Consider the following 24,611-nt stretch of genomic DNA (forward strand, 5'->3'; position numbering starts at 1 on the left):
CATAAAAAAAGGCCGCCTGAGCGACCGTGATGAATAAAGAAACGTCCTATTGTTGGTTTTCGGCGTAAATGCCCGCCGAGATCACTGCCCCCCCGATCTCGCGCTCACCGTACAAAATGGGCACAGGGTAGCCCTGTGCAGTGGTATTGACCGGGGAACCGAAAGCATACGAGGGCTTGTTCTCCACCGATTGTGAAACAGACATACCGAAGCTAGGTTGCGGTGTCAGCATCTGGATGACACCGCCCATCACCATGGAAGCACCCATCATGCTGAGCGTTGAAACGGTGAGAGAAGTTGCCATGGACGCCTTCCAAAGCGCCAACGTGCCGCCTCCCGTATAAAAGGCTCCTATCAAAGCGGCAACGCCGAGCACTATCTGGAACATGCCGCCGTTCTTGCTGCCCGCAATGATCGGCATGATGCGGATCACGGCATCACCTTTCGAGGTTGCGAACTCTTCAACCCCGATATTTTGATCGCCGTTGAAAAAAGCGAAATGAATGCCTTGGCGATGAGCGCACATCATATATTTCTCAAACCCCTCAACCGTGACGCACAACGCGCGCAAGGCTTCACAAGTATCTTCGACCACCAACCGGTGAATCTTGCCAAACCGCTTGCCCAGTTGGCCTCCTAATCTGATTGTTCTCGCTACCTTGTTCATAACAATTCCTTACGCCTGACCACTCGTACCGTCCGTTCTTGGAAATAGCCGTTATAGGGATAACGTTGGCTTAACTGGCCATAGAGATGATGCAACATCATGTTATCGCCTAAATAAATCCCCGCATGGTTTGTCACCGGAGCTGAAATTTGCATCATGATCATGTCACCCAGCAGTATTTCTCCCGCAAATTCACGAAACCCTTCACGATACCAATGCTCGTCATAGAGTCGGGTATTGCCATCTCTCCACCACTCATGCTCTACGGAGTAATTATTCAGCGTGATTCCATGCTGCCGGTGGTAATAATCCATGATCAATGACCAGCAATCGGCATGTCCCAGTAGCCAGTTGCGGCCAATCAACGGACGATCGTCACGCGGTGCAATTTCGAGATAGTCCCCTTCAGGCCAAGACAAAATGCCCCAGACAATACCCGAATGATCGCACTGAACCCGGTCCAACTCAGAAGGAACAACATTTGGCACATCGGGATGGCTGTGAATAATGCGAATAATTTCCCCGCATGCTTCTGCACGAGCATAGTCCTGCGGAGCAATAACAAACCCCTCCATCGGGCTGTCAGCCACATTGTCACACGGCAAATACCGTACTTTGCGGCCACTGAGCACCACAAAACCGCAGCTTTCATTCGGATACACCGAGCGGGCATGCTCATATATGGCCTGCATAACATGTTCTTGCATGCTCATTTCCCTAAAAGATTTGAACCAGGGAAACCACCGAAGGAGAGCGGCTGGGCGTCACCAAACCTTTTTCTGCATGAAGAAACACGGCCACCACAAACGTCCAACGCGGGATCGTCCACCGGTTGATCATCTTTGTCGAAGCCGGCAACGCCGCCGTAGTCGCAACCTCTTCCTGTACGATACCAACCGCGAATACACCACGTGCACAAACCATGGATTTGCCGTGACGGCAATTGTTGCCCCTGTAAATCAAAAGGTGTGGCCAGTTGGAATTCCACGACGGTGTTAGTCTCAGCAGTTTTGCTATCGATATAAAATACCTGCACCCGTTCCTGACTGGCATCCGCCAGCGAATTGCCTGCCGGAAAGTTGCGCGCATCAAGGTATTTCACAAAGGTCTGATGCACGGAGACTTTGGCCTGGACAAGATCGCTGTACGCCAGACATAACGCAGTCACCACATTGCTGATATTAGCAACGCGCAGTTTCGGCGTAGGCTGTGAACCATCGGTTGTCGTGGCCAAGCCGGTAATTTCATACGGGTAAGCTTCATATTCCTGGCCCCGCCACCAAATTGACCTGGGCTTCAGGCGTTGCTCTTCCCCTGCAGACGCGGCAAGTTCCTCAGACTCCCAAGGAAGGCTGTGCGCATGGAAGCGCAGGATGTCCGCGCCAAAACTGGTCCCATCAATTTCAATCAATTGGATAACTTCACCGGGCTCTAATTTTTGCACATCGCTGTGATATGACATGGCTCCCCCTACACCCCGAAGGCCTGTTCAAAGGTAAAACTCACCGAAAACACATTGCGTGAAAGCGGTGATACCGTGATGGAGTCAGATTTGACTCTAAACAGATTTTTTCTGCCGCCGGGCGGCGTCCAGAAAAAGGCGCGGATCACATGCGCATTTAAAAAAGACAACAGCGACTCCGTAACCGTAGGATGGCCGGTATAGACCAGCTGCCAGGATTGGGTAACGCTGTTTAACCCATTGCTGCTGATTTGCTTATATCCGTCGCCAAACTGTGCGCTGCGGACATTGTGAGAAAAGTTGCCGACAGGTGCCGCCTGCGTGCGCCATTGGAAAGTATCGATTGGCATATTTACTCCAGACATAAAAAAACCCGCCGTAGCGGGTTGTGACCGTTTATTTCGTAGTTTCAGCACCGATAAAATCAGTGTGCTCCCGAGGCATTCCAAATTAATCCCCCCGGTTTTAGTTCTTTGCTCAACCGTTCGGTAATCGCTTGATTGACGATACCCTGTACGATTTTCCCCATCCCTCCCGCAGGAGACTCGCCGGCGTTACGCGCATTGCCATCCTGGCTCATCACCACAGTACTATTTACCGTAATACCGCCTCCCCGATCGCCTTTCAGTCCGAACATCGGTGCACGCTCGCCAACCAAACCACCGTCAGCGTAGCCGCGCATCATGGCGTAAAGATGACCTACGCCAATACGCTGCGTCGCCTCCTTGGTCATGACAAATTCACCGCGATGCACAACGCCGGCAGCATCATACTTGCCGCCATCACCGGTATACCCACCGGAGGACTTCAACCCCATCGGCACCGCCCCAGGAGTGTTACCGCCCGAAGAAGCATCTCGGGCAATCCATCCCATGGCTTTTTGCACCATAAATGCCACCAGCAACTGATTGATAACCTGGACGATCATTTTCAAGATAGAGGAAGTAAACTCTTGGAAACTGGTTTTTCCAGTGGTGACCATATCCGTCAACATTCCGGAAAGGCCGTTAAAGGTGGCTCGCCCAACATCCGCCATAGAGGCGTAAACGTTGGTCGCAGTATCCAGATATTCGCTCCATCCTTTACGCGCACCGGCGAGCCAGTCGCCACGAACCTTATCTTCAGCGGCGAATGTGTTTGTCAGCTCACTCACCATATTTGCCGCAAACGGGTTTTCTTTATTCTCCCGACTCAACTGCTGAAGCTCACGACGGCGTTGCAATTCACGTTCACTCATTCCGCTTTCTTGCAGTACTTGCTGGGATTTTGAGCGTTGTTGATTAATGTAATCCGCCGCAATATGGCCGTAGTCGGGCTTTTCTTGCCCTTTCGCCGATGAGACAGGGGCCGCTACCGCCGTGGGTGAATAAAATCCGGAGCGCTTATTGCGCTTACCCAGCCACGTGTCTATTTGCTCACGGCTGTCCCCCTTGTGAACAGGCGGTTGTTCCGCCGTCATGGCCTCACGATACCCTGAAAGACCGGCACTGATTCTTGCGTGCCCCTGAAAGATGCTCTCTTCTAACTTAGTGGAGGTCTTCTGGCTGTCCTCAACAATTTTTTTATTCGTCTCAATAAAACCGTTAAGAAAATCAACGTGGGCCATCTTGGCGATAGGCCCCAAAGAATCAATGATAAAGCCGGAAATCAACCCATCGCCTTTTGTGATTAACAGCCTGACTTCATCGATAAGCGTGCCCACGATGTCCTTCACCAGCCTGGCCATGGCCAACATATCCACGCCAACGCCATGTGCGGCATCAGAAGCCCATTTTTTCACGTCAATCCACATCAGCGACAGCGGAGACATGCTTTCCATGATAGCCGCAGACTGCCTGCCGGTCTCATCACCATAGAGCTGCATCGCCAACGTAGTCGCTTCGGTGCTTTTTCCCGCATCAACCAAACGAGAGACATGCTCCAACATCTCAACGTTGACAAAACCATATTGCTTACCCAACTCCGCCAATCCTCTAACGGGATCGTCCGCTATTTTACGGAAGTTGGCTTCAACCTCTTCAGCGGTCACCTCGGTCACCGCACCAAGATCCTGCGTAGCTTTGGCAATAATGCCTATCTGCGGCGCGGAATAACGTCCCAAACGGTTCAAAGAAGCGAGCAATGATTCATTCGAACTGATGCTGCTGTTCGTCATTGAACCGATAGAAACTGCCAGAGACTCCATTTGGCCAATCGAGTTGAAGGCCTGGCCGTTGGTCATAATGATGGAGGTCCGCATATTGTCGAATGATTCACGGACGTTATAGCCCCAACTGGCCAACGTTGCGACACCGCCGATAACCCCACCCAAAGCGGCGCTGGTGGTCGCCAACAATGGGCGTAATGCTTGCAGCGTATTGCTTACGCCACCAAAGGAAGTGACCAGTTGTGCCCCATGATTTAGCGCAACTTTCCAAACAGGCTCCCCCGACGCCAATGACGACACCAAACCCAACATATTGGCTGATAGAGTGTTTAATGTTTCCTTATAGGCTTTGGCATTATTATTACCAGCATGCATATCAGCAGCTTGCTGACCCATTTGCCTTCTTAGTTGCTGCAGCGCCGCCCCATGGCGCCTTAAACCTTGCTCATCGAAGGCGCTGCGGGAAACTGAACTCTGGGTTTGACGTTGCTGCCGAATCAACTTGTCCAATTCATTATTTAACGGACTCAGCCGAGTCCACATCTGATGTAAACTATCGCTATAGCGGCGGAGATCCTGTGCCCCACTGCGAAAAGCGCGATTCAGCACATCGACTTTACCGACGGTTGCCGAAGCGTTACGTTGCAAGTCTTTCAATTCTTTATTCGCACGCTGCAAATCATCGGTATGAATACGCAGCGTCATGGTTGCAATATCTGCCATGTCTGGCTCCTCACCACAACAAAAGCCAGCACGGGGCTGGCACCCTCGCAGGCGATCATTTTCGGTGAATGATTCTTAGCGCTGCGTTTTCCATAATACGGATATCATTTAATGTGCTCGCCTCGTCATCTACCGCATAAACCTTCATTAACCAAGCCAGACAGTTATAATCCAACCCGGTGACACCATTCATTCCGATACGCCACTGCGTCGCCATCATCTGGAAAATAGTGACAGCTGATACCATATCCGGCCAGATTTCCAGAGTGACCGTTTCGTAGTCATCTCTCGTTAATCCAAATGCGGCAAGCTCTTCGGGAGGGGGTTCAGACGTGTAGAAAGCCTCGGCAAGCGCCGTCAGTTTTTTTCCCGTACCACCATCAACTCTTTGGTATACGCAGTGGCAATTGCATCAAACGCGCGCGGATAGTTATCAAGCAATGTGATAATGCTTTCTCTATTCAACATATCGGGCAATGCCCACCCATCACAAATTTCGTGCAAGAAATCGGCCATAGGTTCATTGTTGTAGCTACCCGCCTCCAATTGCTGTTCGGTTGCTTCGCGCAGCGATTTTTCCAGCGTTTCCAATTGGCTGCGTTTTTTATGTTTGAACGAAAATGTCAATATTCCATCCTCGCTTCCCGCACGTGGAATAACGACGTCAATGCTAAAGGTTGGGGTTGGGTTAAGGGTAAATTCAGCCATCATGAAAAAGCTCCAAGCAAAAATAGTGTCGTTGAAAAACAGGCCTTACCGAGATAAGACCTGTTTGCCGTACCGATTAAAGGGTAGTTTTATAGAAAGTCATGTCGCTGGACTGAATTGCCAGCGATACGGCCACAGTTTCCACCTGGTTGACAGCCGTTGTTGGTTGAGGGTCAAAAGATGGAATTGCTGACCAATAGCGCAGCTCGTTGGCTTTAGGGACGTACATATAAAATGCCAAAACATCGCCATTACGATCCGCATTCTGCAACACGCTATAAATTGGCTGTGTCGAATCGTGAGCGAAGGTAAAGGTCTGCGTTTTCGCCGCCTTGAATGTCGCCAGGTTACGTTGACGATCATCCTCAAGAAACTGAACCTGAGCATATTGTTGATCGCCGCCCGACTGAGCCACTTCGGTAATTTGCGGAATTTGGGTCCAGTTGGCGACTTTAGTCAGCGCACCTTTACCGATACCGGCAGGGAAAAACTTCACATCCGAAGTATTGATCGCGCCAATAGTAACGCTGGTATCGGTTGAGGCAGTGATCTTGGCGACCAAGTCATCAATCAGCCCCCAGCCTGAATTGACAATGACAATGTCCCCAATTTTCAAACCATGGCCTGTGGCCAGAGTAAATACCGCGCCATTAGCGTTGCTCACCGCCGTCGTTGCTACCGTCGAAGTAGCAGGGATACCGGCAAATACAGTTGCGCCATTAGGTAATGCAAAACTCATGGTAATTCTCCATTTTTAGATATAAAAAAACCGCCAGGAGGCGGTAACAGATAAAAAGAAAAACATCATTTTGATGTACTTCTTCATTGCATTTAAAATCGGTTACGTCTCAGTGCATTAGAAACCTTATGACTGAGACCAATAACTGATACTAACAGGAATGATATAGCTATCTTCTTTCTGAATAGCAGGTAAAATACTGGCTGGAGCATTAACACTGCAGCTCAAATAATCATCGGAAAGCTCGGCACCATTGGGAAAAAGTGACAACACCCGCTCCGCTAACAGATAGCCTTCATGGCTCCCCTCGCCTTTTTTGATCACAATATTGATCTGATAATTCCCGCTGTATACAGTCACATCCTGAGAAACACCAATCCCCTGATTGACTGCAGGAACAATAAATGGCTCAAGATGCAATACCGCACTTCCCTCAAAAGGGAAATTTGCCAACGTGTAGTCGATATTGTTTTTTTCCGCCCATTGCAACAGTACCGACTCAAACAAATCCTTTATCTTTAAGGTACTCAACACAACCTCCAAATAATTTAATCCATAAATCCTCTCATGCGCATCAGGAATTGACACAACCCTACACGGTGTTTTTCTAAACGAGAATGAAATTTAGAATTAATGCCTCATGCATATCAACTTCAGATGTTATCAAGCTACATGATAAAATTCGAAGCGAAAAGAATTATTTTATTATTTTTTAAATTAAAAAAAATAAAACAAACAAAAACGCCCCGATAAACGGGGCTATATAAAAATGTAAGAAATCTCAATGTTTATTATGAATGCGCTAATAACTTTCCATCTGCAATTTTATTTCCTCATGAGATAAACATCCATCTATAAAGCCTTCTGCAATTTGCATTTGCTGACGAACTCTCCCTTCAGAGCATTTCCAACCACGTGCGATAGCCGATTTTGATTCGCCATACACATAGTGACGCAGAATCAATTCCAACTCTTCTGGTTGGCGTATAGCCTGCAATCGAGCGACGGCACGATCGACAGCCAACCCGTCTTCATCACAACAAGAAAGGCGATTCTTTGCCGTATGTGGCAACAATCCCTTAAAGCCCGCAGCGATATGAGAGTATCCCATCGAAGGATGTTCCCGTGCCCATCCTCCCCACCGCATCAATATCTGCTGTATGTCTCTCATGCCCCTCCCTAGAATGTACCTTATGAATTCACTTCCCCTCAAAAAACGAACTAAAGGTACATTAAACCTGACTTTAACCACCAATAAATGTACCCTTTGGATACATTATGCATATAAAAAATAGTTATACAAGTAACTTGTACCTTTTTGGTACATATGCTGTAATAATGATATGAAAACGATCGAAGAAATCCGGCGGGAAAACGCCAGAAAATTGCGCGACGGCGTGGGCGGCAACTCAAACTTCGCTGCCATGTTGGATCGCGAAGCGACGCAAATCAGCCGAGTTATCGGCAAAAACCCCACAAAAAAAATTGGCGACGATCTCGCTCGCCATATGGAGATTTGTTTTTCTCTTGCTACCGGATGGCTGGATAAAACCCATGACGCCGCCGCCGGCCACACCAACATTCAGGAAACATCGTACGGCAACGATAAAAAGATAAAATTGGTTCCGGTGATATCCTGGGTTCAAGCAGGAGCCTGGACGGAAATCGCGTTTTCAGAGGTTGATTTGATTCAAACAGAACACTATCCCTGCCCTGTCGCCTGTGGGGAAAGGACCTACATTTTGCGTGTGGTCGGCGATTCAATGAGCCCGGAATACTCCCCTGGCGATCTGATTTTTGTCGATCCTGATGTTACTCCCTGGAATGGCGATGACGTGATCGCTTTAATGAGCGACTTCGGCGAAACCACATTTAAACGTTTTATTGAAGAGGGCTCAGAGCGGATGCTAAAAGCGCTCAATCCTGATTGGCCGGAACGTTACATCCCAATCAACAGCAACTGCCATATCATCGGTACTGTTATCTTTTCGGGTAAATCTCGTCGCCATCGATAAATCCGCTGTCTCATGTCTCATGTTACGCCGCAATCATTCTCCTGAGGGATAGCGGTTTTCTCACTCAACGGCTGCGCTTGGCGTGGCGCTCAAAGTTTTCTGCCTTGGCCTGCGCTGATTTACGCAGCGTGACATAGCAGGCACCCTCGCCGCCGTCGCGCGGTAAGGCGCGGCAAAACGCCTGTACCTGTTCAAACTGTGCCAGCCACTTGGCGAGGTAACTGCGCACGATATTCGGATGGCTTTCGTTCTGCCGCCCGCGGCCGTGCACGATCAGCAGCGAACGCAGGTTTTGCGCCTCCGCCTGCACGATGAAACGAAACAGCGCCTGCCGGCTGGCTTCAACCGGCTGACGCAGCAGGTTCAGCGACGCCTGCGGCGGGTAACGCCCGTTGCGCAGTTTGTCCAGCACGCCCTGCTGAATGCCTTCCCCTTTGAACTCCAGCGGCTGTTCACAGGGGATCACCTCGAGAAAATCGGTGCTGAGGAAGTTTTCCTGCCGCAGCCGCTGCGCTTCGCGCCGCGCGCTTTTGTCCACCGCCGCCTGCGGCTTGAGGTACAGCGTCTGCCGCCCACTCGCCAACGGCACCACGTCCGCCATCGCCTGTTCAAAAAAGTCTTTTTCCTGCTCGCTCATGTTCCACCTCTCTTGAACGGCAGCCTTTACGGCTGGGAATGGGGACGATTGTAAGACGCCTTGGCGCGGTTGCAAGCCGGGAATTGTCAGCGGCATTTGTCTCATTTGTCGTCAACGGGTGAGCTTGCGAACAGTTTTCGCTATACTGCTAAGCCATCATTGAGTGCCGCAAAGGATCGAGCCCATGACAATGCGCGAGCTGGAAATCCAGTTTCAAAATGCGATGAATGAGTTGCAGAGCAGCTTCGAACGGCAACACCGCGAATGGCAGCAGAGCTACCAGGCGCTGCAGCAACTGCTGGAAGAAGCCAAACAGCGCGAAGCCGCGCTGCGGGCGCAGAATGAACAACTGGCGCGCAAACTGAGCACCGCCAGTTCGGTGCCGGAACAGCATGCGCTGGTCAAGCAGATCAAAATGCTCGGCGCCCATCTGGACGCGCTGGCCAAAGACGCGGCCACCTTCAATCACCACCTGCGCCAACAGAGCGCGGTCGGTAATTTCAGCGGCGAACAGCATTGATAGCGGGCGCTGTCGCACAGCGCCTCCCGCCCCTCTTCTGGCGTATTGAGAGTGTAATAAAGCCTAAATGACCTGGATCATCCTCGCCGCCCTGATCGTCGTATTCATTATCGGTTACCGCATCTTGACGTCCGACACCCGCAAAGCCATCGATTCGCTGGCCCATCTGCTGAGGGTCAAGCCGATGCTGATCGAATCGATGATCCAGGAAATGGGCGGCCGCCAAAGCCAGACCTTTATCCGCATGCTGAACAACGGCTACACCGAAGAGATGCACCAGGCGGCTTATCTGCTGTTCATCTACCTGACGTTTATCAAACAGGCGGACGACGAGCAGATTGCCCTGTGGCGTGACGTGCTGCTGCGCGCCGGGCTGTCACCGGAGCTACACGCCGAGCACACCGAAGCGGCGCTGTTTTACTTCGCCGAGCTGGATATTGATGCGTTTGAACTGGCGCAATTCCGCCGCGCCTACAACGAGCGTTTCAACCGCGAAGCGTTGGCCCACGGCTGATAGCGTCCCCCGGGTCGGGGGACCGATTACAGGAACATGCTGTAAAGGTAGCGCGAAAGCGCTTCGCGCGAGCTGAAGCCGTGTGCGATGCCGTAGCGCTGGTTCGGGGTGTCGCTGCTTAAATCCAGGGGAAACTCCAGATACTGCTCGCTGAAGCGCACCGGGGAGGTCGGCGTGGCGAAATGCACGCTTCTCTCTTTCAGCGCCGGGTGGATCACCAACGCGGTTCTGCCCATCCGCGCTTCGCGATTCACATACACGTAGTGTGCGCCCTTGCGGTAACCATAGGCCTGATCGGTGACATAATCACGCTCAAAGCCGGTATTCTCCAACACTTTAGCCACTTCATCCGGCCGTAAATACATCGATTCCTCCTCTCATTCTGGACCGCTGAGCGACCTTACCGTAATCATTCACCGAAACAATGATTTTCTGGGAAGGAATCCGGGTTTCGGACTATTCCTGAATCAGGCCCGGCTGCGCTGCAGCAGGCGCAGGGTGAGCAACACCCCGAGCGCCACCAGCAGCGCCGCCGCCAGATAGATCGACGGCACGCCCGTCTGCCCGATCAGTAGCCCGGCCAGCGGGCCGGTGATGCCCAGCGCCAGGTCGAGGAACGCCGAATAGGTGCCGAGCGCCGTGCCCTGGTTCTGCGGCGGCACCTGTTTCACCGCCTCGACGCCCAGCGCCGGGAACACCAGCGAGAAACCGGCGCCGGCCAGCAACGCGCCGGTTTGCACCATCCAGGGCTCACCAGCCTGCCAGATCAACAGCAGCCCGACGATCTCGACCAGAAACGACGCCAGCGTCACCTTCAACCCGCCGTGGCGGTTAATGACGTTGCTGAAGATCAGGCGAATGCCGACGAAGGCGCAGCTGAACAGCGTCAGCGAAAACGCCGCGCCGCTCCAGCCTTTGTCGGCATAGTAAAGTGTGATGAACGTGGCGATCACGCCGAAACCGACGGTGCCCATCGCCAGACCGAGACCATAGGCCCAGATGCGGCCGAACACCGCGCTAAAGGCGATGCGCTGCCCGGCGGCGATCGAGACGTCCGGCTTGCCGCTCGCCAACAGCAGCGCCACCGCAACCGCCAGCACGATCAGCGCCGCCACCCCGGCCAATCCCCACTGCTGATTCAGGTACACGCCAAGCGGCGCCCCGGCCGCCATCGCCCCGTAGGTGGCAACGCCGTTCCAGGAAATCACCCGCGCGGTGTGCATCGCCCCGACCCGGCCGATGCCCCATAGCGTGGAACCGGTGCTGGCGAAGCTTTCGCCGACGCCGAGAAACACCCGCCCCACGCACAGCAACAGCAGGCTGAGCCACGGGTAACCGTCAACGCCGAACGCCAGCGCGTAAAACAGGCCGCTGGCACCGCAGCAGGCCAGGCCGAACAGCACCACCTTCTTCGGCCCCAGCTGATCGGCGTAACGCCCGGCGTGCGGGCGGCTGAACAGCGTGGCGAAGTATTGCGCGCTGATGATAAGGCCCGCCAACACCGAGTTGTAGCCCAGGTGGTCATGCACAAATCCCGGCAACACCGCCAGCGGCAGGCCGATGGTCAGGTAGCAGACGAAGGTGAACATCACCACGGACAAAATACGTCGGTTCAGCTGGAGGTTATTTTCTGCGGTCATCGAAGGTGGCTCGCATCGGACGGGGTAGACGAAGCCCTCCAGCATACCCCGATGAGATTTGATGATAAATGAGAGAGTTATAACGAATTATTATTTCGCTAACGATTTTGCCGCCACCCGCGCGCGCAGAAAATCGATAAACGCCCGCACCTTCTCCGGCACGTGACGGGTATTCGGGTAGAGCGCATAGATGCTCTGCTCAGGGAAACGGTGATCCGGCAGTAACCGCTGCAGCCTGCCGGCATCGATGTCGGGCTGCGCCAGCCACGCCGGCAGCAGCGCCACCCCGGCGCCATGCAGGGCGAACGCCAACAATGCCGCAGCGCTGTCGCCGGTAAGCGTGGCGGCGTCCGCAACCTTGAACAGCACCGCTTCGCGCTGCGGCGTGACCACCTGCCAGCTGAGCGGCGAACTGAGCCGGCTGTGGGCGATCCACTGCGCCTGCGCCAGATCCGTCAGCGAATGAATCGGCCGGTCGGCCAGATAACCCGGCGACGCCACCGGAAAAATGGCAAAGCTGTCGATCAGCGCCGCGCGGTGGCTGGAATCCGCCAGTTGGCCCAGACGGATCGCCACGTCGAAGCGCTCAGAGATCAGATCGGCATGATAAGAAGAAGAGACATGCTGGATGCGCAGCCGCGGATGCTGTCGCGAAAATGCCGCCAGCGCCGGCACCACCACCTGGGCGCCGTACTCCGGCGTGCTGGTGATACGCAGCACGCCACTCAGCCCGTGATGATCGCGACGCACGTCGTCCAGCACATTTTCCGCCTCCTGCAGCAGCTGCAGGCTGCGCTGGTAGAAGCGTTCGCCGGCATCGGTCAGCGACAGCCGCCGGGTGCTGCGCGCCAGCAGTGACACCCCCAGCTCGTTCTCCAGCTGCTTGACGTTAAAGCTCACCACCGCCTTGGTTTGCCCCAGCGCCGCCGCCGCCGCGGTAAAGCTGCCCGCTTCCACCACTGCCGCAAAGATCGCCAGACGCTGCAAATTCAGCATTTCGTCGCCCTTATTGTCAAAATAATTTTGACAGTGTAATCGCCCGCCGCCGATTTATCCGCACTTTTCCCCCCGATACACTGCTCGCCTTCAACCGGAGGCACCATGTCTTATCGCAGCAAAGTGGCAATCGTCTATCTGCTCGGCTTTTTCGTCGATCTGATCAATATGTTTATCGCCAACGTCGCCTACCCCGCCATCGGCCAGGCGATGCGGGCGTCGGTTAGCCAACTGGCGTGGGTCAGCAACGGCTATATTCTCGGCCTGACGCTGGTGATCCCGCTCAGCGCCTGGCTGGCGCAGCGCATCGGCGGACGGCGGGTGTTTCTGCTGTCGCTGGCGTTGTTCATGCTGGCCACCCTCGGCGCGGGCAACGCCGACAGCATCGGCGCGCTGATCGGCTGGCGCACCCTGCAGGGCATGGGCGGCGGCTTGCTGATCCCCATCGGCCAAACGCTGACCTATCAGCTGTACCGCAGCCATGAACGCGCCGGGCTGTCGGCCGCCATCATGTTGGTGGGGCTGCTGGCACCGGCGCTGTCACCGGCGCTGGGCGGCTGGCTCGTCGATCGGTTGGACTGGCGCTGGGTGTTTTTCGCCAACCTGCCGCTGGCGGCCCTGGCACTGGCGCTGGCGGCGCTGTGGCTGCGTGCGGAAACGCCGACGGCGGCGCGCAAACCGCTCGACGCGACAGGATTACTGAGCGCCTGCGCGGCGCTGACGCTGCTGCTGCTCGGCCTGACCCGGCTGAGCGAAGCCGGCCATCAAGCTTCCGGCGCGGCGCTGCTGGCCACCGGTCTGCTGGTACTGGCCTATTATCTGCGCCATAGCCTGCGTACCCCGCAGCCGCTGCTGAACCTGCGGCTGGTCGCCGATCCGCTGCTGCGCAACGCCATGGCGGTTTATTTGTGCATTCCCGGCCTGTTCATCGGCGTCAGCCTGGTGGCGATGCTGTATTTGCAAAACCAGCTGGGGATGCCCGCCGCACAGGTCGGCGGCCTGATGCTGCCCTGGGCGCTGGCGTCGTTCATGGCCATCACGCTGACCGGCAAAAGCTTTAATCGCCTCGGCCCGCGGCCGCTGCTGATCGCCGGCTGTCTGTTGCAAGGCGCCGGCATGCTGACGCTGGCGCAGATCGATCAGGCCGGGCAGCACGCGTTGCAGATCGCCGCCTTCGCCCTGATGGGGTTCGGCGGCAGCCTGTGCAGCAGCACCGCGCAGAGCAGCGCGTTCCTGCAAATCCCCGACGGCCAATTGGCGGACGCCAGCGCGCTGTGGAATATCAACCGCCAACTCAGTTTTTGCCTCGGCGTGGCGCTGCTCAGCCTGCTGCTGAATCTGCTGCTGGCCGTGTTGCCGCCCGCGGCGGCCTACCGAACCTGCTTCATTCTGGCGGGCGCCAGCGTATTTATCCCGCTGTTGCTGTGCCTGCGCCTCGCCAACCGCGCCATCGTGCGCCAACTCAACGCTCAACAGGATGCTTTATGAACCCGTATTTTACCGAAGTGATCGACGCCCACATCGCCATTGAACGCTGGCTGGGCAAAGGCGCCGGAGAGGAGCAAGCGCTGCTGGCGCGCTTTACGCCGGAATTCAGCATGATCGCGCTGAACGGCGCCCCGCTGGATTTCACCGCGCTGTGCGCTTTTTTCCGCGCGCATCGCGCCGCCAAACCGGGATTGGAAATCGAGATAGAAGAGATGAAGCTGGTGGCCGAATGGCCGACGGGCGCGGTAGTCAGCTACCGGGAAAAACAGCGTCTGCCGGGACAAAGCGCCACGCTGCGCTACTCCACGGTGGTGTTTGAACGCCTGCCCGACGCGCTCGGCTGGCGGCATTTGCACGAAACTGCCGCAGCGCAATGATCACAGGAAGCTGCCGGCCAAAAACAATTCCCAACCGACGATCACCCCACACAGGGTTACCGCGCTGAAAATGACTTCAAACAGATAGCGATGGATCATCGTTCGTCGCCTCAAAAGAAGACACCCGGAAGAACCGGGTGTCTGGAATACGGGCTGGAGAGTGCGGAACCTTCCGGTTCCGCAAACATCACTTAATTAAGCTTTTTTACCGGCTTTTTTGTGGTGTTTTTTAGCGGCCTGAGCTTTCTGCACTGGCGCTTTTTTGTGGTGTTTTTTAGCAGCCTGGGCTTTCTGAGCTGGCGCTTTTTTGTGGTGCTTTTTAGCGGCCTGAGCTTTCTGGGCTGGCGCTTTTTTGTGGTGCTTGGCTTTCTTGTGATGCGTTGCTTTAGCTGGCGCTTTTTCAGCAGCAGCCGCTGGCGCAGCGGTAGTGGTGGTCGCAGCTGGCGCGGTGGTGGTAGCCGGAGCAGTAGCTGCGGTATCAGCAGCGAAAGCAACAGAAGACAGACCCATAGTGGCAGCAACGATCAGCGCTAATACTTTTTTCATCTTTAAATCCTCAGAGTGTTGTTTCGGTAAGCTCCGGTGGAGCCGTTGAAACAGATACTAGTGGAATCAAACCGCCGCTTCCGTGAGTGATTGGTTTCGCCGAGTAACCAAATGTACAAAGCCCACGCGCCGGCAAACACCTGCGTGACGGCGGTTTTTTTTCCGTGATCGGCCACACAATTCTCGGCATGGTCTACACTTAAAAGACATGTGTCGAAATGGAGAGCTGAATGTTTAAGAAAGCGGAAAGAACAGAACGCGATATCGATCAGGACGTCACTCTGTTGGCCGATACGCTGGATGAAGTGTTGCGCGAGTCCGGTGACAAGACCAAAGAGGAACTGAAAGAGCTGCACAGCAAGGCGAAAGGCGTGCTGCGCGACGCTCGGGCGCGATTCAACGGCTCCACCAGTCTGACACAGCATGCGCGCGACGCCGTCGATCAAGCCGACAGCTATGTGCGTGACAAACCTTGGCAGGGCGTAGGGATCGGTGCCGCCGTCGGCATCGTGCTCGGCGTGCTGCTGGCCCGGCGTTAACACCCCTGCAGTCATAAAGATAAAACAGATGTGCGTCTGGCCCGCGGAAATCGCGGGCCGTTTAATTTTAGCGAAACAGCTGCGCCAGCCTCTGTACCGCCCGCTCCGCCTCCTCTCGCCGGCTAAAATTGGCGAACCCCAGCAGTAACCCTTGCCCCACCGGATGGTCGATTCGCCAGTCCGACAACGCCTGCACCGCCAGCCCCTGTTGCCAGGCTTGCGCCGCCAACGGCGCATCCGCCAAGCCGTCGCGCAGCCGGGCCAACAGCTGAATACCGCCCTGTTGCGGCACCGTCGTCAGCCACGCCCCCAGCTGCCGCTCCAACGCCTGCGTCAGCCACTCGCGCCGCTGGCGGTACAACGGCCGCATGCGTTTCAGGTGGCGATAGAAATGCCCTTGCCGGATAAAATCCGCCACGCCGGCCTGCAGCAGCGGCGGGCAACCGCAGCCACGCAGCCGGCTGCTGCGCGCGAATGTTTCCGTCAGACCGACGGGCACCACCAGATAAGCCATGCGCAGCGCCGGGAACAGCGTTTTGCTGAAGGTGCCGGCGTACAGCACCCGACCCTGAACATCGAGGCTTTTCAGCGGCGGCAGCGGCCGCCCGTGATAGCGAAACTCGCTGTCGTAGTCATCCTCGAGGATCCAGGCCCCGCGCTGCTGCGCCCAGTCGAGCAGCGCCATGCGCCGCGCCAGGCTGAGCGAGATGCCGAGCGGGCTTTGATGGGTCGGCGTCACCACCGCCAGCCGCGCCTCAGGCGCCGTCAGAATACCGGCGGCCACGTCCATGCCCTGTTCATCCACCGGCACGGCGACCGGCCTGACGCCGGCGGCCAGCAGCAGCGGACGCGTGACCGGATAGCCGGGATCTTCGATCCATACCGCGTCGCCGGCATGTAACAGCGTCTCCGTCACCCAGTCCAACAACGCCGGATAACCGGCACAGAGGAAAATTTGCTCCGGCCGACAGCTGATGCCGCGCGACAAATGCAGGTAATGGGCGATCGCCTCACGCAGCTCAGACAGGCCGCCGGCCGGCGGCAGTGCCAGAGAAGCCACCGTGGAACCGCGCAGCTGGCGGGCGACAATGCGCTGCCACAGCGCCCGTGGAAACGCGTCCAGCGCCGGTACCCCCAGCTGGAAAGGCTGCAGCATGCCTTGCGGCTGCAGCGGATCGGGCGCCATTGCCGCCAGCGGTGGCGCAGCGGGGACCGCGCCCGGCGGCATGTGTGGCAGCTGTGGCGAGACATAGGTGCCCGCCTGCCCGCGGCTCTGCAAGAAACCTTCGGCAATAAGTTGCGCGTAGGCGCTTTCCACCGTAGCGCGCGCCACGCCCAGATCGCTCGCCAACCCGCGCACTGAGGGCAACCGGCTGCCTGCCGCCAGGCTGCTCTGGGTAATGGCGTCTTTAATCCGCTGGTAAATCTGCCGGTACAGCGGCTCGGCGAGCCGGCTGTCCAGCCGCAGCGAGGTCAGGAAAGTTGGCATTATGGCCCGGTTAAATAATCATTTTATGGCCCTATAGCATAGACCATAAGGCCGCTAAAGTAGCGCCATGATTTCGTTACTACCGATTGAGGTTGACCATGATTAAGCAACGTTTGAACTATGCCGAGCTGGCGCCCGCCCCGTACAAAAATATGGTGGGCGCGCTGATGGCGCTGGAGAAAGGCGCCCTGGACAAGGCGACCATCGAGTTGATGTTTATGCGCGTTTCGCAGATCAACGGCTGCGCCTACTGCCTGGACATGCACGGCAAAGCGCTGCGTGAAAGCGGCTTCAGCCATGCCAAGCTGGATACGCTGGCAGGCTGGCGCGTCAGCCATGAATTCAGCGAGCGCGAGCGCGTCGCGCTGGAATGGGCCGAGTCAGTGACGCTGATCGCCGCCACCGGCGCGCCGGACAGCGCTTTCGAGGCGCTGAAAGCGCACTTCAGCGATACCGAGATCGCCGATCTGACTTTCGCCATCAGCATCATGAACGCCTTTAATCGTCTGGCCGTCAGCATGCGTCAGTAATGCGCTCGACTCCCCCTCTTCACTGAGAGGGGGAATTTCTCACCCGCAAAAAATTTTTCCCTCGCCTTTTCCAGCCCCAGCGCGGCCTGCGCACCCAACCCCACAAAGCACCATATATAGCGTGGTTGATAAAACAAATATCTACATATAGTATTTTATGAGTCAGCCGCAGGGAATGTCGTTCGGTTGATAACGCCGTCAGAAACGCCAGGAACGATGCTCCGTTATCTGACTTGCCCGCCTTTCCTTCAGCCTAAAGGTAAATGCGAATCATGAGCATTATTATTTACAGTAAGCCGGACTGTGTCCAGTGCAACGCCACTTATCGCGCATTTGATAAACAGGGGATTGATTATCAGGTGATCGACCTCACCCAGGATCAGCAGGCGCTGAACCACGTTAAATCCTTAGGTTATCAGCAGGTTCCGGTGATTATCGCCGGTGACGACCACTGGTCCGGTTTCCGGCCGGACAAAATCGGCGCGCTGGCGCTCACCTGCTGAGGCTCGACGATGAATCCGCTGGTCTATTTCTCCAGCAGTTCGGAGAACACCCATCGGTTCGTTGAGAAACTGGGCCTGCCGGCGATCCGCATTCCGATCGCCGGCGCCCGCAGCAAATTGCTGATGGAACAACCCTATATCTTGATCGTACCCAGCTATGGCGGCGGCAGCGCCGTCGGCGCAGTGCCGATCCAGGTGATCCGCTTTCTCAACGTTCCGCAAAACCGTTCATACCTGCGCGGCGTCATCGCCGCCGGGAACACCAACTTCGGCGCAGCGTACGGCATCGCCGGCGACATCATCGCCAAAAAATGCCAGGTGCCTTTTTTGTACCGCTTCGAGCTGCTCGGCACGACGCAAGACGTTGAAAACGTTAGACAGGGAGTAACCGCATTTTGGCAACGACAGAACTGACCAGGCCCGAGACGGGCGCGCTGGATTACCATTCGCTCAACGCGATGCTCAATCTTTACGATGCGGAAGGCCGGATCCAGTTCGATAAAGATCGGCTGGCGGCGCGGCACTACTTCCTGCAGCACGTCAACCAAAACACCGTGTTCTTCCATAACCTGGAAGAAAAGCTGCGCTATCTGGTGGAGGAAGGCTACTACGAGCCGCAGGTGCTGGCGCAGTATGAATTCCCGTTTATCAAGCTGCTGTTCCAGCAGGCCTACGCCAAGAAATTCCGCTTCGAGACCTTCCTCGGCGCCTTCAAGTACTACACCAGCTATACGCTCAAAACCTTCGACGGCAAGCGCTATCTGGAACGCTACGAAGACCGGGTGTGCATGGTGGCGCTGACGCTGGCGGCGGGCGACACCGCCCTGGCGCAGGATCTGGTGGAGGAGATGATTTCGGGCCGCTTCCAGCCGGCCACGCCGACTTTCCTCAACTGCGGCAAACGCCAGCGCGGTGAGCTGGTCTCCTGCTTCCTGCTGCGCATCGAAGACAATATGGAATCGATCGGCCGGGCGGTGAACTCCGCGCTGCAGCTGTCGAAACGCGGCGGCGGCGTGGCCTTCATGCTGAGCAATATTCGCGAGGTGGGCGCGCCGATCAAGCGCATCGAGAATCAGTCCTCCGGCGTCATTCCGATCATGAAAATGCTCGAAGACGCCTTCTCCTACGCCAACCAGCTCGGCGCGCGCCAGGGGGCCGGCGCGGTGTATCTCAACGCCCACCACCCGGACATCCTGCGTTTTCTCGACACCAAGCGGGAAAACGCCGACGAGAAGATCCGCATCAAGACGCTGTCGCTGGGGGTAGTGATCCCGGATATTACCTTCGAGCTGGCGAAGAACAACGAAGAGATGTACCTGTTCTCGCCCTACGACGTCGAACGGGTGTATGGCACGCCGCTGTCTGAAATCAGCGTCAGTGAAAAATACCGCGAGATGGTGGACGACAAGCGTATCCGCAAGTCGCGCATCAACGCACGCGAGTTCTTCCAGGTGCTGGCGGAGATCCAGTTCGAATCCGGCTATCCCTACGTGATGTTCGAGGACACGGTCAACCGGGAGAACCCGATCGCCGGGCGCATCAACATGAGCAACCTGTGTTCGGAGATCCTGCAGGTCAACCGCGCCAGCACCTATCACGAAGATCTGAGCTACGATCGCATCGGCAAGGACATCTCCTGCAACCTCGGCTCGCTGAATATCGCCAAAACCATGGACGCGCCGGACTTCGGCAAGGCGATCGAGACCGCGATCCGCGCGCTGACCGCGGTGGCCGACATGAGCGATATCCGCTCGGTGCCGTCGATCGCCGAGGGCAACCGCAGCGCCCGCGCCATCGGCCTGGGCCAGATGAATCTGCACGGTTACCTGGCGCGCGAGCGCATTTTCTACGGCTCGGAAGAAGGCATCGACTTCACCAACCTCTATTTCTATACCGTGGCCTATCACGCCATCCGCGCCTCGAACCGGCTGGCGATAGAACGTGGCGGCGCGTTCGACGGCTTTGAGCACTCGCGCTATGCCAGCGGCGAGTACTTCGACAAGTACACCGAGCGCGACTGGCTGCCGCAGACTGAGCGGGTGCGCGAGCTGTTCGCCGCCGCCGGCATCGCCATTCCGGGCCGCGACGAGTGGCGCGCGCTGCGCCAGTCGGTGATGATGCACGGGCTGTACAATCAGAACCTACAGGCGGTGCCGCCGACCGGTTCCATCTCGTACATCAACAACGCCACCTCCAGCATCCATCCGATCGTCTCGCGTATCGAGATCCGTAAGGAAGGCAAGATCGGCCGCGTTTACTACCCGGCGCCGTACATGACCAACGACAACCTGGCGTATTACCAGGATGCCTACGAGATTGGCCCGGAAAAAATCATCGATACCTATGCCGCCGCAACGCAGCACGTCGATCAGGGGCTGTCGCTGACGTTGTTCTTCCGCGATACCGCCACCACCCGCGACATCAACCGCGCGCAGATCTACGCCTGGCGCAAAGGCATCAAGACCATTTACTACATCCGCCTGCGCCAGATGGCGCTGGAAGGCACCGAGGTGCAGGGCTGCGTGTCCTGCGCGCTGTGAGGCAATTTATGACGACCGTAACATCGGCGCCGCTGGTGCGCGCCATCAACTGGAACATTATCGAAGACGACAAGGATCTGGAGGTATGGAACCGCCTGACCTCCAACTTCTGGCTGCCAGAGAAGGTGCCGCTGTCCAACGATATCCCGTCCTGGGCCACGCTGACGCCGAAGGAGCAGCAGCTAACCATTCGGGTGTTTACCGGGCTGACGCTGCTGGACACCATCCAGAACACCGTCGGCGCGCCGGCCCTGATCGCCGATGCGCTGACGCCGCACGAAGAGGCGGTGTACTCCAACATCAGCTTTATGGAGGCGGTGCACGCCCGCTCTTACAGCTCAATCTTCTCTACCCTGTGTCAAACGCCGGACGTGGATGACGCCTATCGCTGGAGCGAGGAAAACCGCGCGCTGCAGAAGAAAGCCGGCATCATTCTGGCGCACTACCGCAGCGACGATCCGCTGCTGAAAAAGGTCGCCAGCGTGTTCCTCGAGTCGTTCCTGTTCTATTCGGGCTTTTACCTGCCGATGTACTGGTCCAGCCGCGCCAAGCTGACCAACACCGCCGATCTGATCCGCCTGATCATTCGCGACGAGGCGGTGCACGGCTACTATATCGGCTATAAGTTCCAGAAAGGGCTGGAGAAAGTGGACGCCGCACGGCGCCAACAGGTGAAAAATTTCGCCTTCGATCTGATGCAGGACCTGTACGACAACGAGGTGCGCTACACCGAGGAACTGTACGACGGCGTCGGCTGGACGGAAGACGTGAAGACCTTCCTGCACTACAACGCCAACAAGGCGCTGATGAACCTGGGGTATGAAGCGCTGTTCCCACCGGCGATGGCGGAGGTCAACCCGGCGATCCTGTCGGCGCTGTCGCCAAACGCCGACGAAAACCACGACTTCTTCTCCGGGTCAGGGTCGTCCTACGTCATCGGCAAGGCGGTCAACACCGAGGATGAGGACTGGGACTTCTGAGAACATGACAGCGATACCGGTCTTTCAGGCCGGTATCGTGCATTCAATACCCTTGTTCTTTCTGACTACGGATCGCCAGAACAAACGCCGTATCGATATCAGGGATATATTTGTAGAGCGCCAAATAACCGCGAACTTGCTGCCCAATAATCAATTCACGCAGCCCTGAGCCAAGGGCTCGTCCGATCAATGGATTATGTTCCAATACCGCAATCGCCTGGATGATTTCCTGAATGCGCCGCCCTGGATCCACGGCACCATACTGAGCCAAATGAGCGAGAATACGTTCGATATCATCCCTGACCTCTGGCGCCAACTCGACGTTTGCCATCAGCGCCCCAATTTTTTTACCGGAGGTTTAACAGCGTCAGTGTTACCGGCTGCGTAATTTTCCAAATAACCGCGCATCTCTTTCCAAGAGACCGTCTCTCCCGTCGCAATTATCTTGGCATAGCGTTTTTCCGCTTCATTCTCAAAGTCGCGGCGCAACTCTTCTTGCTGCGTTTTCTCCGCTATTGCCTGCAAAATAAAGCTGTGAGACGTCACGCCAGCCTGCTCGGCGACGGCAGCGACTCGGGCTTTAAGCTCATCTGGAATACGGATGGTCGTCGTCGACATAATCGCTCCCAACGTCGGTCAATCACATGTAGCTCAATTGTGCTACATGAAGTCTGACAGCGCAATAATGCAGAGGATTATTTCACCGATTGACGCAGCTCAAGCTGCCGCCAAATAGCGAGTTTCTCCGCGTCGCTGGCGGTCGGCCAGGCGGCGATTTCCGCCCGCGTGCGCCGGCATCCCCGGCACTGCTGGGTTTCGTCGTCGATGCGACACAGGCTGACGCAGGGCGACCTGACGCCGGGATGAAACTGCTGATTGTCGCCCGTCATACGCTGCCCTTGATGTGATGAGTTCCGCCACAGGATACCCGATCCTGCGGCGGTGCGTCGTCAATCAGATGATGCCGCCGTTGGCGCGCAGGGTTTGGCCGTTGATCCAGCCGCCGTCGGCCCCCGCGAGGAAAGCCACCGCTGCAGCGATATCGTCCGGCGTGCCCAGGCGCTCCAGCGGCGCCATCTTCGCCAGCCGCTCGATAAGCTCCGGGGTTTTGCCGTCGAGGAACAAGCCGGTGGCGGTCGGCCCCGGCGCCACGGCGTTCACCGTGATATTGCGGCCGCGCAGCTCTTTCGCCAGCACGCTGGTCAGCGCTTCGATCGCCGCCTTACTGGCGGCATACATACCGTAACCCGGCTGCAGCAACCCCACCACGCTGGAAGAGAAGTTGATGATGCGGCCGTTGTCGCGCAGGCGCTTCGCCGCCTCGCGCATCGCATTGAAGCTGCCTTTCAGGTTGATGTCGAGCAGGCGATCCACGTCTTCATCATGCATGTCCGCCACCGGCGCTAGCGCGATCACCCCGGCGTTATTGACCAGAACGTCGACGCCGCCAAACGCCTGTTCGGCGCTGTCGAACAGCTGGGCAACCGCAGCCGCATCGCTGACGTCGGCCTTGATGCTCAAGGCGCGGCCGCCGCGCTGTTCTATCTTGCCCACCAGCTCATAGGCCGGCGCCGGGTTGCCCGAATAGTTGATGATGACGGCAAAGCCATCGGCGGCCAGGCGCTCGGCGATGGCGGCGCCGATACCGCGTGATGCGCCGGTGACGATGGCGACGGAGGGAGTTTTCTGATTCATCGGGAGATCCTTAAAGAAAACGACGAGGGTAACGTTAATCATGCACTCTTTATCACGGCGAATAAGCCCCGATTCTCTGGCATCATCATCCCAAATTATCGAACAATGTCCCCAAGGCGCTTACGATGGCCGCCCGTTGGGCGGCCATCTCCCTTACAGCGCGCCGTAGTCCAATGGCACCCAGGTGTAACCGTCGCCCTGACGGTTCAGATACCCCAACCCCGGGAACGACAGGTGTGCGCCCCCCACCAGCTCGCTCTGCCGCGCGCTGTCGCCAAATATCCGCAGCCGCTGAGCGACCGCCGCCTTGGCGTCATTATCAAAGCTGATAGCCACCTTCGGATGCGGCAACTGCACCGCTGCCACGTGGATAAGATCCCCCAACAGCAACAGCTTCTGGCCCTGGCTGGTCACCTGATACACGCTATGCCCCGGCGTATGGCCGTGGGCGGCAAAGGCGGCAATGCCCGGGGAAAGCTCACCGTCGCCGCTGAACGGCTTAAAGTGACCGGTCGCCTGATACGGCTTGATCGCCGCCTGAGCCCGTTCGAAGTTGCTTTTACTGCCCGCGCTAGCCTGTTTCAGTTTGTCCGCGCTTAGCCAGAAGTCCGCGTCCTGGCTGGCGGCGCGCACCACCGCATTGGGGAATACCGCCTTGCCGTCGTGCGTCAGGCCGCCGAGATGGTCCGGGTGCATGTGGGTCAGGTAGATCTCATCCACCTGCTCCGGCTGGTAACCCGCCGCGCGCAGGTTATCCACCAGCTTGCCCAGGCCGTCGCCCAGCAGTTGGCCGGCGCCGCTGTCGATCATCACCAGCTTATCGCCGGTATTGATCAGATAGGCATTGACCGAGGTGACCACCGGCAGGCTTTGATGCCGCTCGGCCAACCCGGCGGCGATCTGCTGCGGCGTGGTGTTTAGCAACAGCTTGTCCGCCGGCAAACGAATGATGCCGTCGGACAACGCGGTCACTTCAAAACTGCCCAGCATGATGCGATAAAATCCCGGCGTCGGGGTTTTAGCCTGCGGCGCGGCGGCCCCGGCCTGTAATGACATAACGGCCAGCGCCGCGCCCAGCAGACAACGTTTCCAGAACATGATGACTCCTTGCGAGAATTGAACAGCGCTAAGTATTGACGCAAAAATCCCGATGCGCC

At 56.8% G+C, this 24,611-nt stretch carries 32 protein-coding genes; 11 read left to right on the top strand and 21 right to left on the bottom strand.

Annotated features, from left to right (window positions below):
• Nucleotides 1-46: 46 nt before the first annotated feature.
• The 10 genes from ACSJLU_RS19170 to ACSJLU_RS19215 form a co-directional block, all read right to left on the bottom strand.
• Nucleotides 47-667, bottom strand: a complete 621-nt coding sequence (locus ACSJLU_RS19170; RefSeq protein WP_099816877.1) for a tail assembly protein — start codon at nt 665-667, stop codon at nt 47-49.
• On the bottom strand, nt 664-1,374 hold the full coding sequence (locus tag ACSJLU_RS19175) for a C40 family peptidase (protein WP_380826188.1): 711 nt from the start codon (nt 1,372-1,374) through the stop codon (nt 664-666). The genes ACSJLU_RS19170 and ACSJLU_RS19175 overlap by 4 nt, the downstream gene beginning before the upstream one ends.
• Before the next feature lie 2 nt (nt 1,375-1,376).
• Nucleotides 1,377-2,129: a phage minor tail protein L gene (locus ACSJLU_RS19180; RefSeq protein WP_169541376.1), complete on the bottom strand. Its 753-nt coding sequence runs from the start codon at nt 2,127-2,129 to the stop codon at nt 1,377-1,379.
• 8 nt (nt 2,130-2,137) lie between these two features.
• Entirely contained in the window at nt 2,138-2,479 is a 342-nt protein-coding gene (locus ACSJLU_RS19185) for a phage tail protein (protein ID WP_099816880.1), read from the bottom strand.
• Nucleotides 2,480-2,553: 74 nt separating this feature from the next.
• The gene (locus tag ACSJLU_RS19190; RefSeq protein WP_380826191.1) at nt 2,554-4,998 is read right to left on the bottom strand and encodes a phage tail tape measure protein; all 2,445 of its coding nucleotides are present in this window, start codon (nt 4,996-4,998) and stop codon (nt 2,554-2,556) included.
• 55 nt (nt 4,999-5,053) lie between these two features.
• Nucleotides 5,054-5,245, bottom strand: coding sequence for a DUF1799 domain-containing protein (locus tag ACSJLU_RS19195; RefSeq protein WP_244590518.1), 192 nt, complete (start codon nt 5,243-5,245; stop codon nt 5,054-5,056).
• Between the two features lie 110 nt (nt 5,246-5,355).
• Nucleotides 5,356-5,709 carry a phage tail assembly chaperone gene (locus ACSJLU_RS19200; RefSeq protein WP_380826195.1) on the bottom strand — a complete coding sequence of 118 codons (354 nt, stop codon included), beginning with the start codon at nt 5,707-5,709 and terminating at the stop codon, nt 5,356-5,358.
• A 73-nt stretch (nt 5,710-5,782) separates the two neighbouring features.
• Nucleotides 5,783-6,445 carry a phage tail protein gene (locus ACSJLU_RS19205; RefSeq protein WP_019455562.1) on the bottom strand — a complete coding sequence of 221 codons (663 nt, stop codon included), beginning with the start codon at nt 6,443-6,445 and terminating at the stop codon, nt 5,783-5,785.
• Nucleotides 6,446-6,571: 126 nt separating this feature from the next.
• Nucleotides 6,572-6,976: a phage tail terminator-like protein gene (locus tag ACSJLU_RS19210; protein ID WP_168186788.1), complete on the bottom strand. Its 405-nt coding sequence runs from the start codon at nt 6,974-6,976 to the stop codon at nt 6,572-6,574.
• Nucleotides 6,977-7,247: 271 nt separating this feature from the next.
• Complete coding sequence (locus ACSJLU_RS19215; RefSeq protein ID WP_244590519.1) at nt 7,248-7,556, bottom strand: antiterminator Q family protein; 309 nt, start codon at nt 7,554-7,556, stop codon at nt 7,248-7,250.
• Nucleotides 7,557-7,788: 232 nt separating this feature from the next.
• Here ACSJLU_RS19215 and ACSJLU_RS19220 point away from each other — a divergent pair, with 232 nt between their 5' ends.
• Complete coding sequence (locus ACSJLU_RS19220) at nt 7,789-8,460, top strand: LexA family protein (protein ID WP_099816886.1); 672 nt, start codon at nt 7,789-7,791, stop codon at nt 8,458-8,460.
• A 64-nt stretch (nt 8,461-8,524) separates the two neighbouring features.
• On the opposite strand, the gene smrA is transcribed toward ACSJLU_RS19220, so the two are convergent.
• Complete coding sequence (gene smrA / locus ACSJLU_RS19225; protein ID WP_380826210.1) at nt 8,525-9,097, bottom strand: DNA endonuclease SmrA; 573 nt, start codon at nt 9,095-9,097, stop codon at nt 8,525-8,527.
• Between the two features lie 184 nt (nt 9,098-9,281).
• Here smrA and ACSJLU_RS19230 point away from each other — a divergent pair, with 184 nt between their 5' ends.
• Both ACSJLU_RS19230 and ACSJLU_RS19235 read left to right on the top strand, forming a co-directional pair.
• The gene (locus ACSJLU_RS19230) at nt 9,282-9,617 is read left to right on the top strand and encodes an MbeD/MobD family mobilization/exclusion protein (protein ID WP_004928976.1); all 336 of its coding nucleotides are present in this window, start codon (nt 9,282-9,284) and stop codon (nt 9,615-9,617) included.
• A 67-nt stretch (nt 9,618-9,684) separates the two neighbouring features.
• Nucleotides 9,685-10,131, top strand: a complete 447-nt coding sequence (locus tag ACSJLU_RS19235) for a DUF1198 family protein (protein ID WP_025303978.1) — start codon at nt 9,685-9,687, stop codon at nt 10,129-10,131.
• Between the two features lie 26 nt (nt 10,132-10,157).
• Here the strand turns inward: ACSJLU_RS19235 and ACSJLU_RS19240 are convergent, their stop codons facing one another.
• The 3 genes from ACSJLU_RS19240 to ACSJLU_RS19250 form a co-directional block, all read right to left on the bottom strand.
• The gene (locus tag ACSJLU_RS19240; protein WP_025303979.1) at nt 10,158-10,496 is read right to left on the bottom strand and encodes a DUF2002 family protein; all 339 of its coding nucleotides are present in this window, start codon (nt 10,494-10,496) and stop codon (nt 10,158-10,160) included.
• A 102-nt stretch (nt 10,497-10,598) separates the two neighbouring features.
• Nucleotides 10,599-11,771: an MFS transporter gene (locus ACSJLU_RS19245; protein WP_089196196.1), complete on the bottom strand. Its 1,173-nt coding sequence runs from the start codon at nt 11,769-11,771 to the stop codon at nt 10,599-10,601.
• 90 nt (nt 11,772-11,861) lie between these two features.
• Nucleotides 11,862-12,767 carry a LysR family transcriptional regulator gene (locus ACSJLU_RS19250; protein ID WP_025303981.1) on the bottom strand — a complete coding sequence of 302 codons (906 nt, stop codon included), beginning with the start codon at nt 12,765-12,767 and terminating at the stop codon, nt 11,862-11,864.
• A 105-nt stretch (nt 12,768-12,872) separates the two neighbouring features.
• On the opposite strand from ACSJLU_RS19250, the gene ACSJLU_RS19255 reads away from it, so the two are divergent.
• Together ACSJLU_RS19255 and ACSJLU_RS19260 are read left to right on the top strand one after the other, a co-directional pair.
• Nucleotides 12,873-14,255, top strand: coding sequence for an MFS transporter (locus tag ACSJLU_RS19255; protein WP_301481056.1), 1,383 nt, complete (start codon nt 12,873-12,875; stop codon nt 14,253-14,255).
• Nucleotides 14,252-14,632 (top strand): DUF4440 domain-containing protein, encoded by a 381-nt coding sequence (locus ACSJLU_RS19260; protein WP_325976758.1) that lies wholly within the window; start codon nt 14,252-14,254, stop codon nt 14,630-14,632. Before ACSJLU_RS19255 ends, ACSJLU_RS19260 begins: the two co-directional genes overlap by 4 nt.
• A 195-nt stretch (nt 14,633-14,827) precedes the next feature.
• Here ACSJLU_RS19260 and asr read toward each other — a convergent pair whose 3' ends face one another.
• Nucleotides 14,828-15,178 (bottom strand): acid resistance repetitive basic protein Asr, encoded by a 351-nt coding sequence (asr, locus tag ACSJLU_RS19265; RefSeq protein ID WP_004928953.1) that lies wholly within the window; start codon nt 15,176-15,178, stop codon nt 14,828-14,830.
• Between the two features lie 230 nt (nt 15,179-15,408).
• On the opposite strand from asr, the gene ACSJLU_RS19270 reads away from it, so the two are divergent.
• Nucleotides 15,409-15,717, top strand: a complete 309-nt coding sequence (locus ACSJLU_RS19270; protein WP_004928950.1) for a DUF883 family protein — start codon at nt 15,409-15,411, stop codon at nt 15,715-15,717.
• A gap of 67 nt (nt 15,718-15,784) precedes the next feature.
• On the opposite strand, the gene ACSJLU_RS19275 is transcribed toward ACSJLU_RS19270, so the two are convergent.
• Complete coding sequence (locus ACSJLU_RS19275; protein ID WP_380826245.1) at nt 15,785-17,209, bottom strand: PLP-dependent aminotransferase family protein; 1,425 nt, start codon at nt 17,207-17,209, stop codon at nt 15,785-15,787.
• Between the two features lie 95 nt (nt 17,210-17,304).
• Here ACSJLU_RS19275 and ACSJLU_RS19280 point away from each other — a divergent pair, with 95 nt between their 5' ends.
• The 5 genes from ACSJLU_RS19280 (at nt 17,305) to nrdF (ending at nt 21,759) form a co-directional block, all read left to right on the top strand.
• Nucleotides 17,305-17,736: a carboxymuconolactone decarboxylase family protein gene (locus ACSJLU_RS19280; RefSeq protein ID WP_025303985.1), complete on the top strand. Its 432-nt coding sequence runs from the start codon at nt 17,305-17,307 to the stop codon at nt 17,734-17,736.
• A 272-nt stretch (nt 17,737-18,008) separates the two neighbouring features.
• Nucleotides 18,009-18,239, top strand: a complete 231-nt coding sequence (gene nrdH, locus ACSJLU_RS19285; RefSeq protein ID WP_004928934.1) for a glutaredoxin-like protein NrdH — start codon at nt 18,009-18,011, stop codon at nt 18,237-18,239.
• Between the two features lie 9 nt (nt 18,240-18,248).
• Nucleotides 18,249-18,653, top strand: coding sequence for a class Ib ribonucleoside-diphosphate reductase assembly flavoprotein NrdI (nrdI, locus tag ACSJLU_RS19290; RefSeq protein WP_004928930.1), 405 nt, complete (start codon nt 18,249-18,251; stop codon nt 18,651-18,653).
• Nucleotides 18,635-20,779: a class 1b ribonucleoside-diphosphate reductase subunit alpha gene (gene nrdE / locus ACSJLU_RS19295; RefSeq protein WP_149570360.1), complete on the top strand. Its 2,145-nt coding sequence runs from the start codon at nt 18,635-18,637 to the stop codon at nt 20,777-20,779. Before nrdI ends, nrdE begins: the two co-directional genes overlap by 19 nt.
• A gap of 8 nt (nt 20,780-20,787) precedes the next feature.
• Entirely contained in the window at nt 20,788-21,759 is a 972-nt protein-coding gene (gene nrdF, locus ACSJLU_RS19300; protein WP_033639549.1) for a class 1b ribonucleoside-diphosphate reductase subunit beta, read from the top strand.
• 43 nt (nt 21,760-21,802) lie between these two features.
• On the opposite strand, the gene ACSJLU_RS19305 is transcribed toward nrdF, so the two are convergent.
• The 5 genes from ACSJLU_RS19305 to ACSJLU_RS19325 form a co-directional block, all read right to left on the bottom strand.
• The gene (locus ACSJLU_RS19305) at nt 21,803-22,090 is read right to left on the bottom strand and encodes a type II toxin-antitoxin system RelE/ParE family toxin (RefSeq protein ID WP_043138388.1); all 288 of its coding nucleotides are present in this window, start codon (nt 22,088-22,090) and stop codon (nt 21,803-21,805) included.
• The gene (locus tag ACSJLU_RS19310; RefSeq protein ID WP_038872812.1) at nt 22,090-22,377 is read right to left on the bottom strand and encodes a CopG family ribbon-helix-helix protein; all 288 of its coding nucleotides are present in this window, start codon (nt 22,375-22,377) and stop codon (nt 22,090-22,092) included. The genes ACSJLU_RS19305 and ACSJLU_RS19310 overlap by 1 nt, the downstream gene beginning before the upstream one ends.
• 77 nt (nt 22,378-22,454) lie before the next feature.
• On the bottom strand, nt 22,455-22,649 hold the full coding sequence (locus ACSJLU_RS19315; RefSeq protein ID WP_043138399.1) for a DUF1289 domain-containing protein: 195 nt from the start codon (nt 22,647-22,649) through the stop codon (nt 22,455-22,457).
• Between the two features lie 64 nt (nt 22,650-22,713).
• Nucleotides 22,714-23,454: an SDR family oxidoreductase gene (locus ACSJLU_RS19320; protein WP_025303991.1), complete on the bottom strand. Its 741-nt coding sequence runs from the start codon at nt 23,452-23,454 to the stop codon at nt 22,714-22,716.
• A 153-nt stretch (nt 23,455-23,607) separates the two neighbouring features.
• Nucleotides 23,608-24,552 (bottom strand): MBL fold metallo-hydrolase, encoded by a 945-nt coding sequence (locus tag ACSJLU_RS19325; protein ID WP_342094997.1) that lies wholly within the window; start codon nt 24,550-24,552, stop codon nt 23,608-23,610.
• Between the last annotated feature and the right edge of the window lie 59 nt (nt 24,553-24,611).

Source organism: Serratia bockelmannii, assembly GCF_051803255.1.
Taxonomy (GTDB): domain Bacteria; phylum Pseudomonadota; class Gammaproteobacteria; order Enterobacterales; family Enterobacteriaceae; genus Serratia; species Serratia bockelmannii.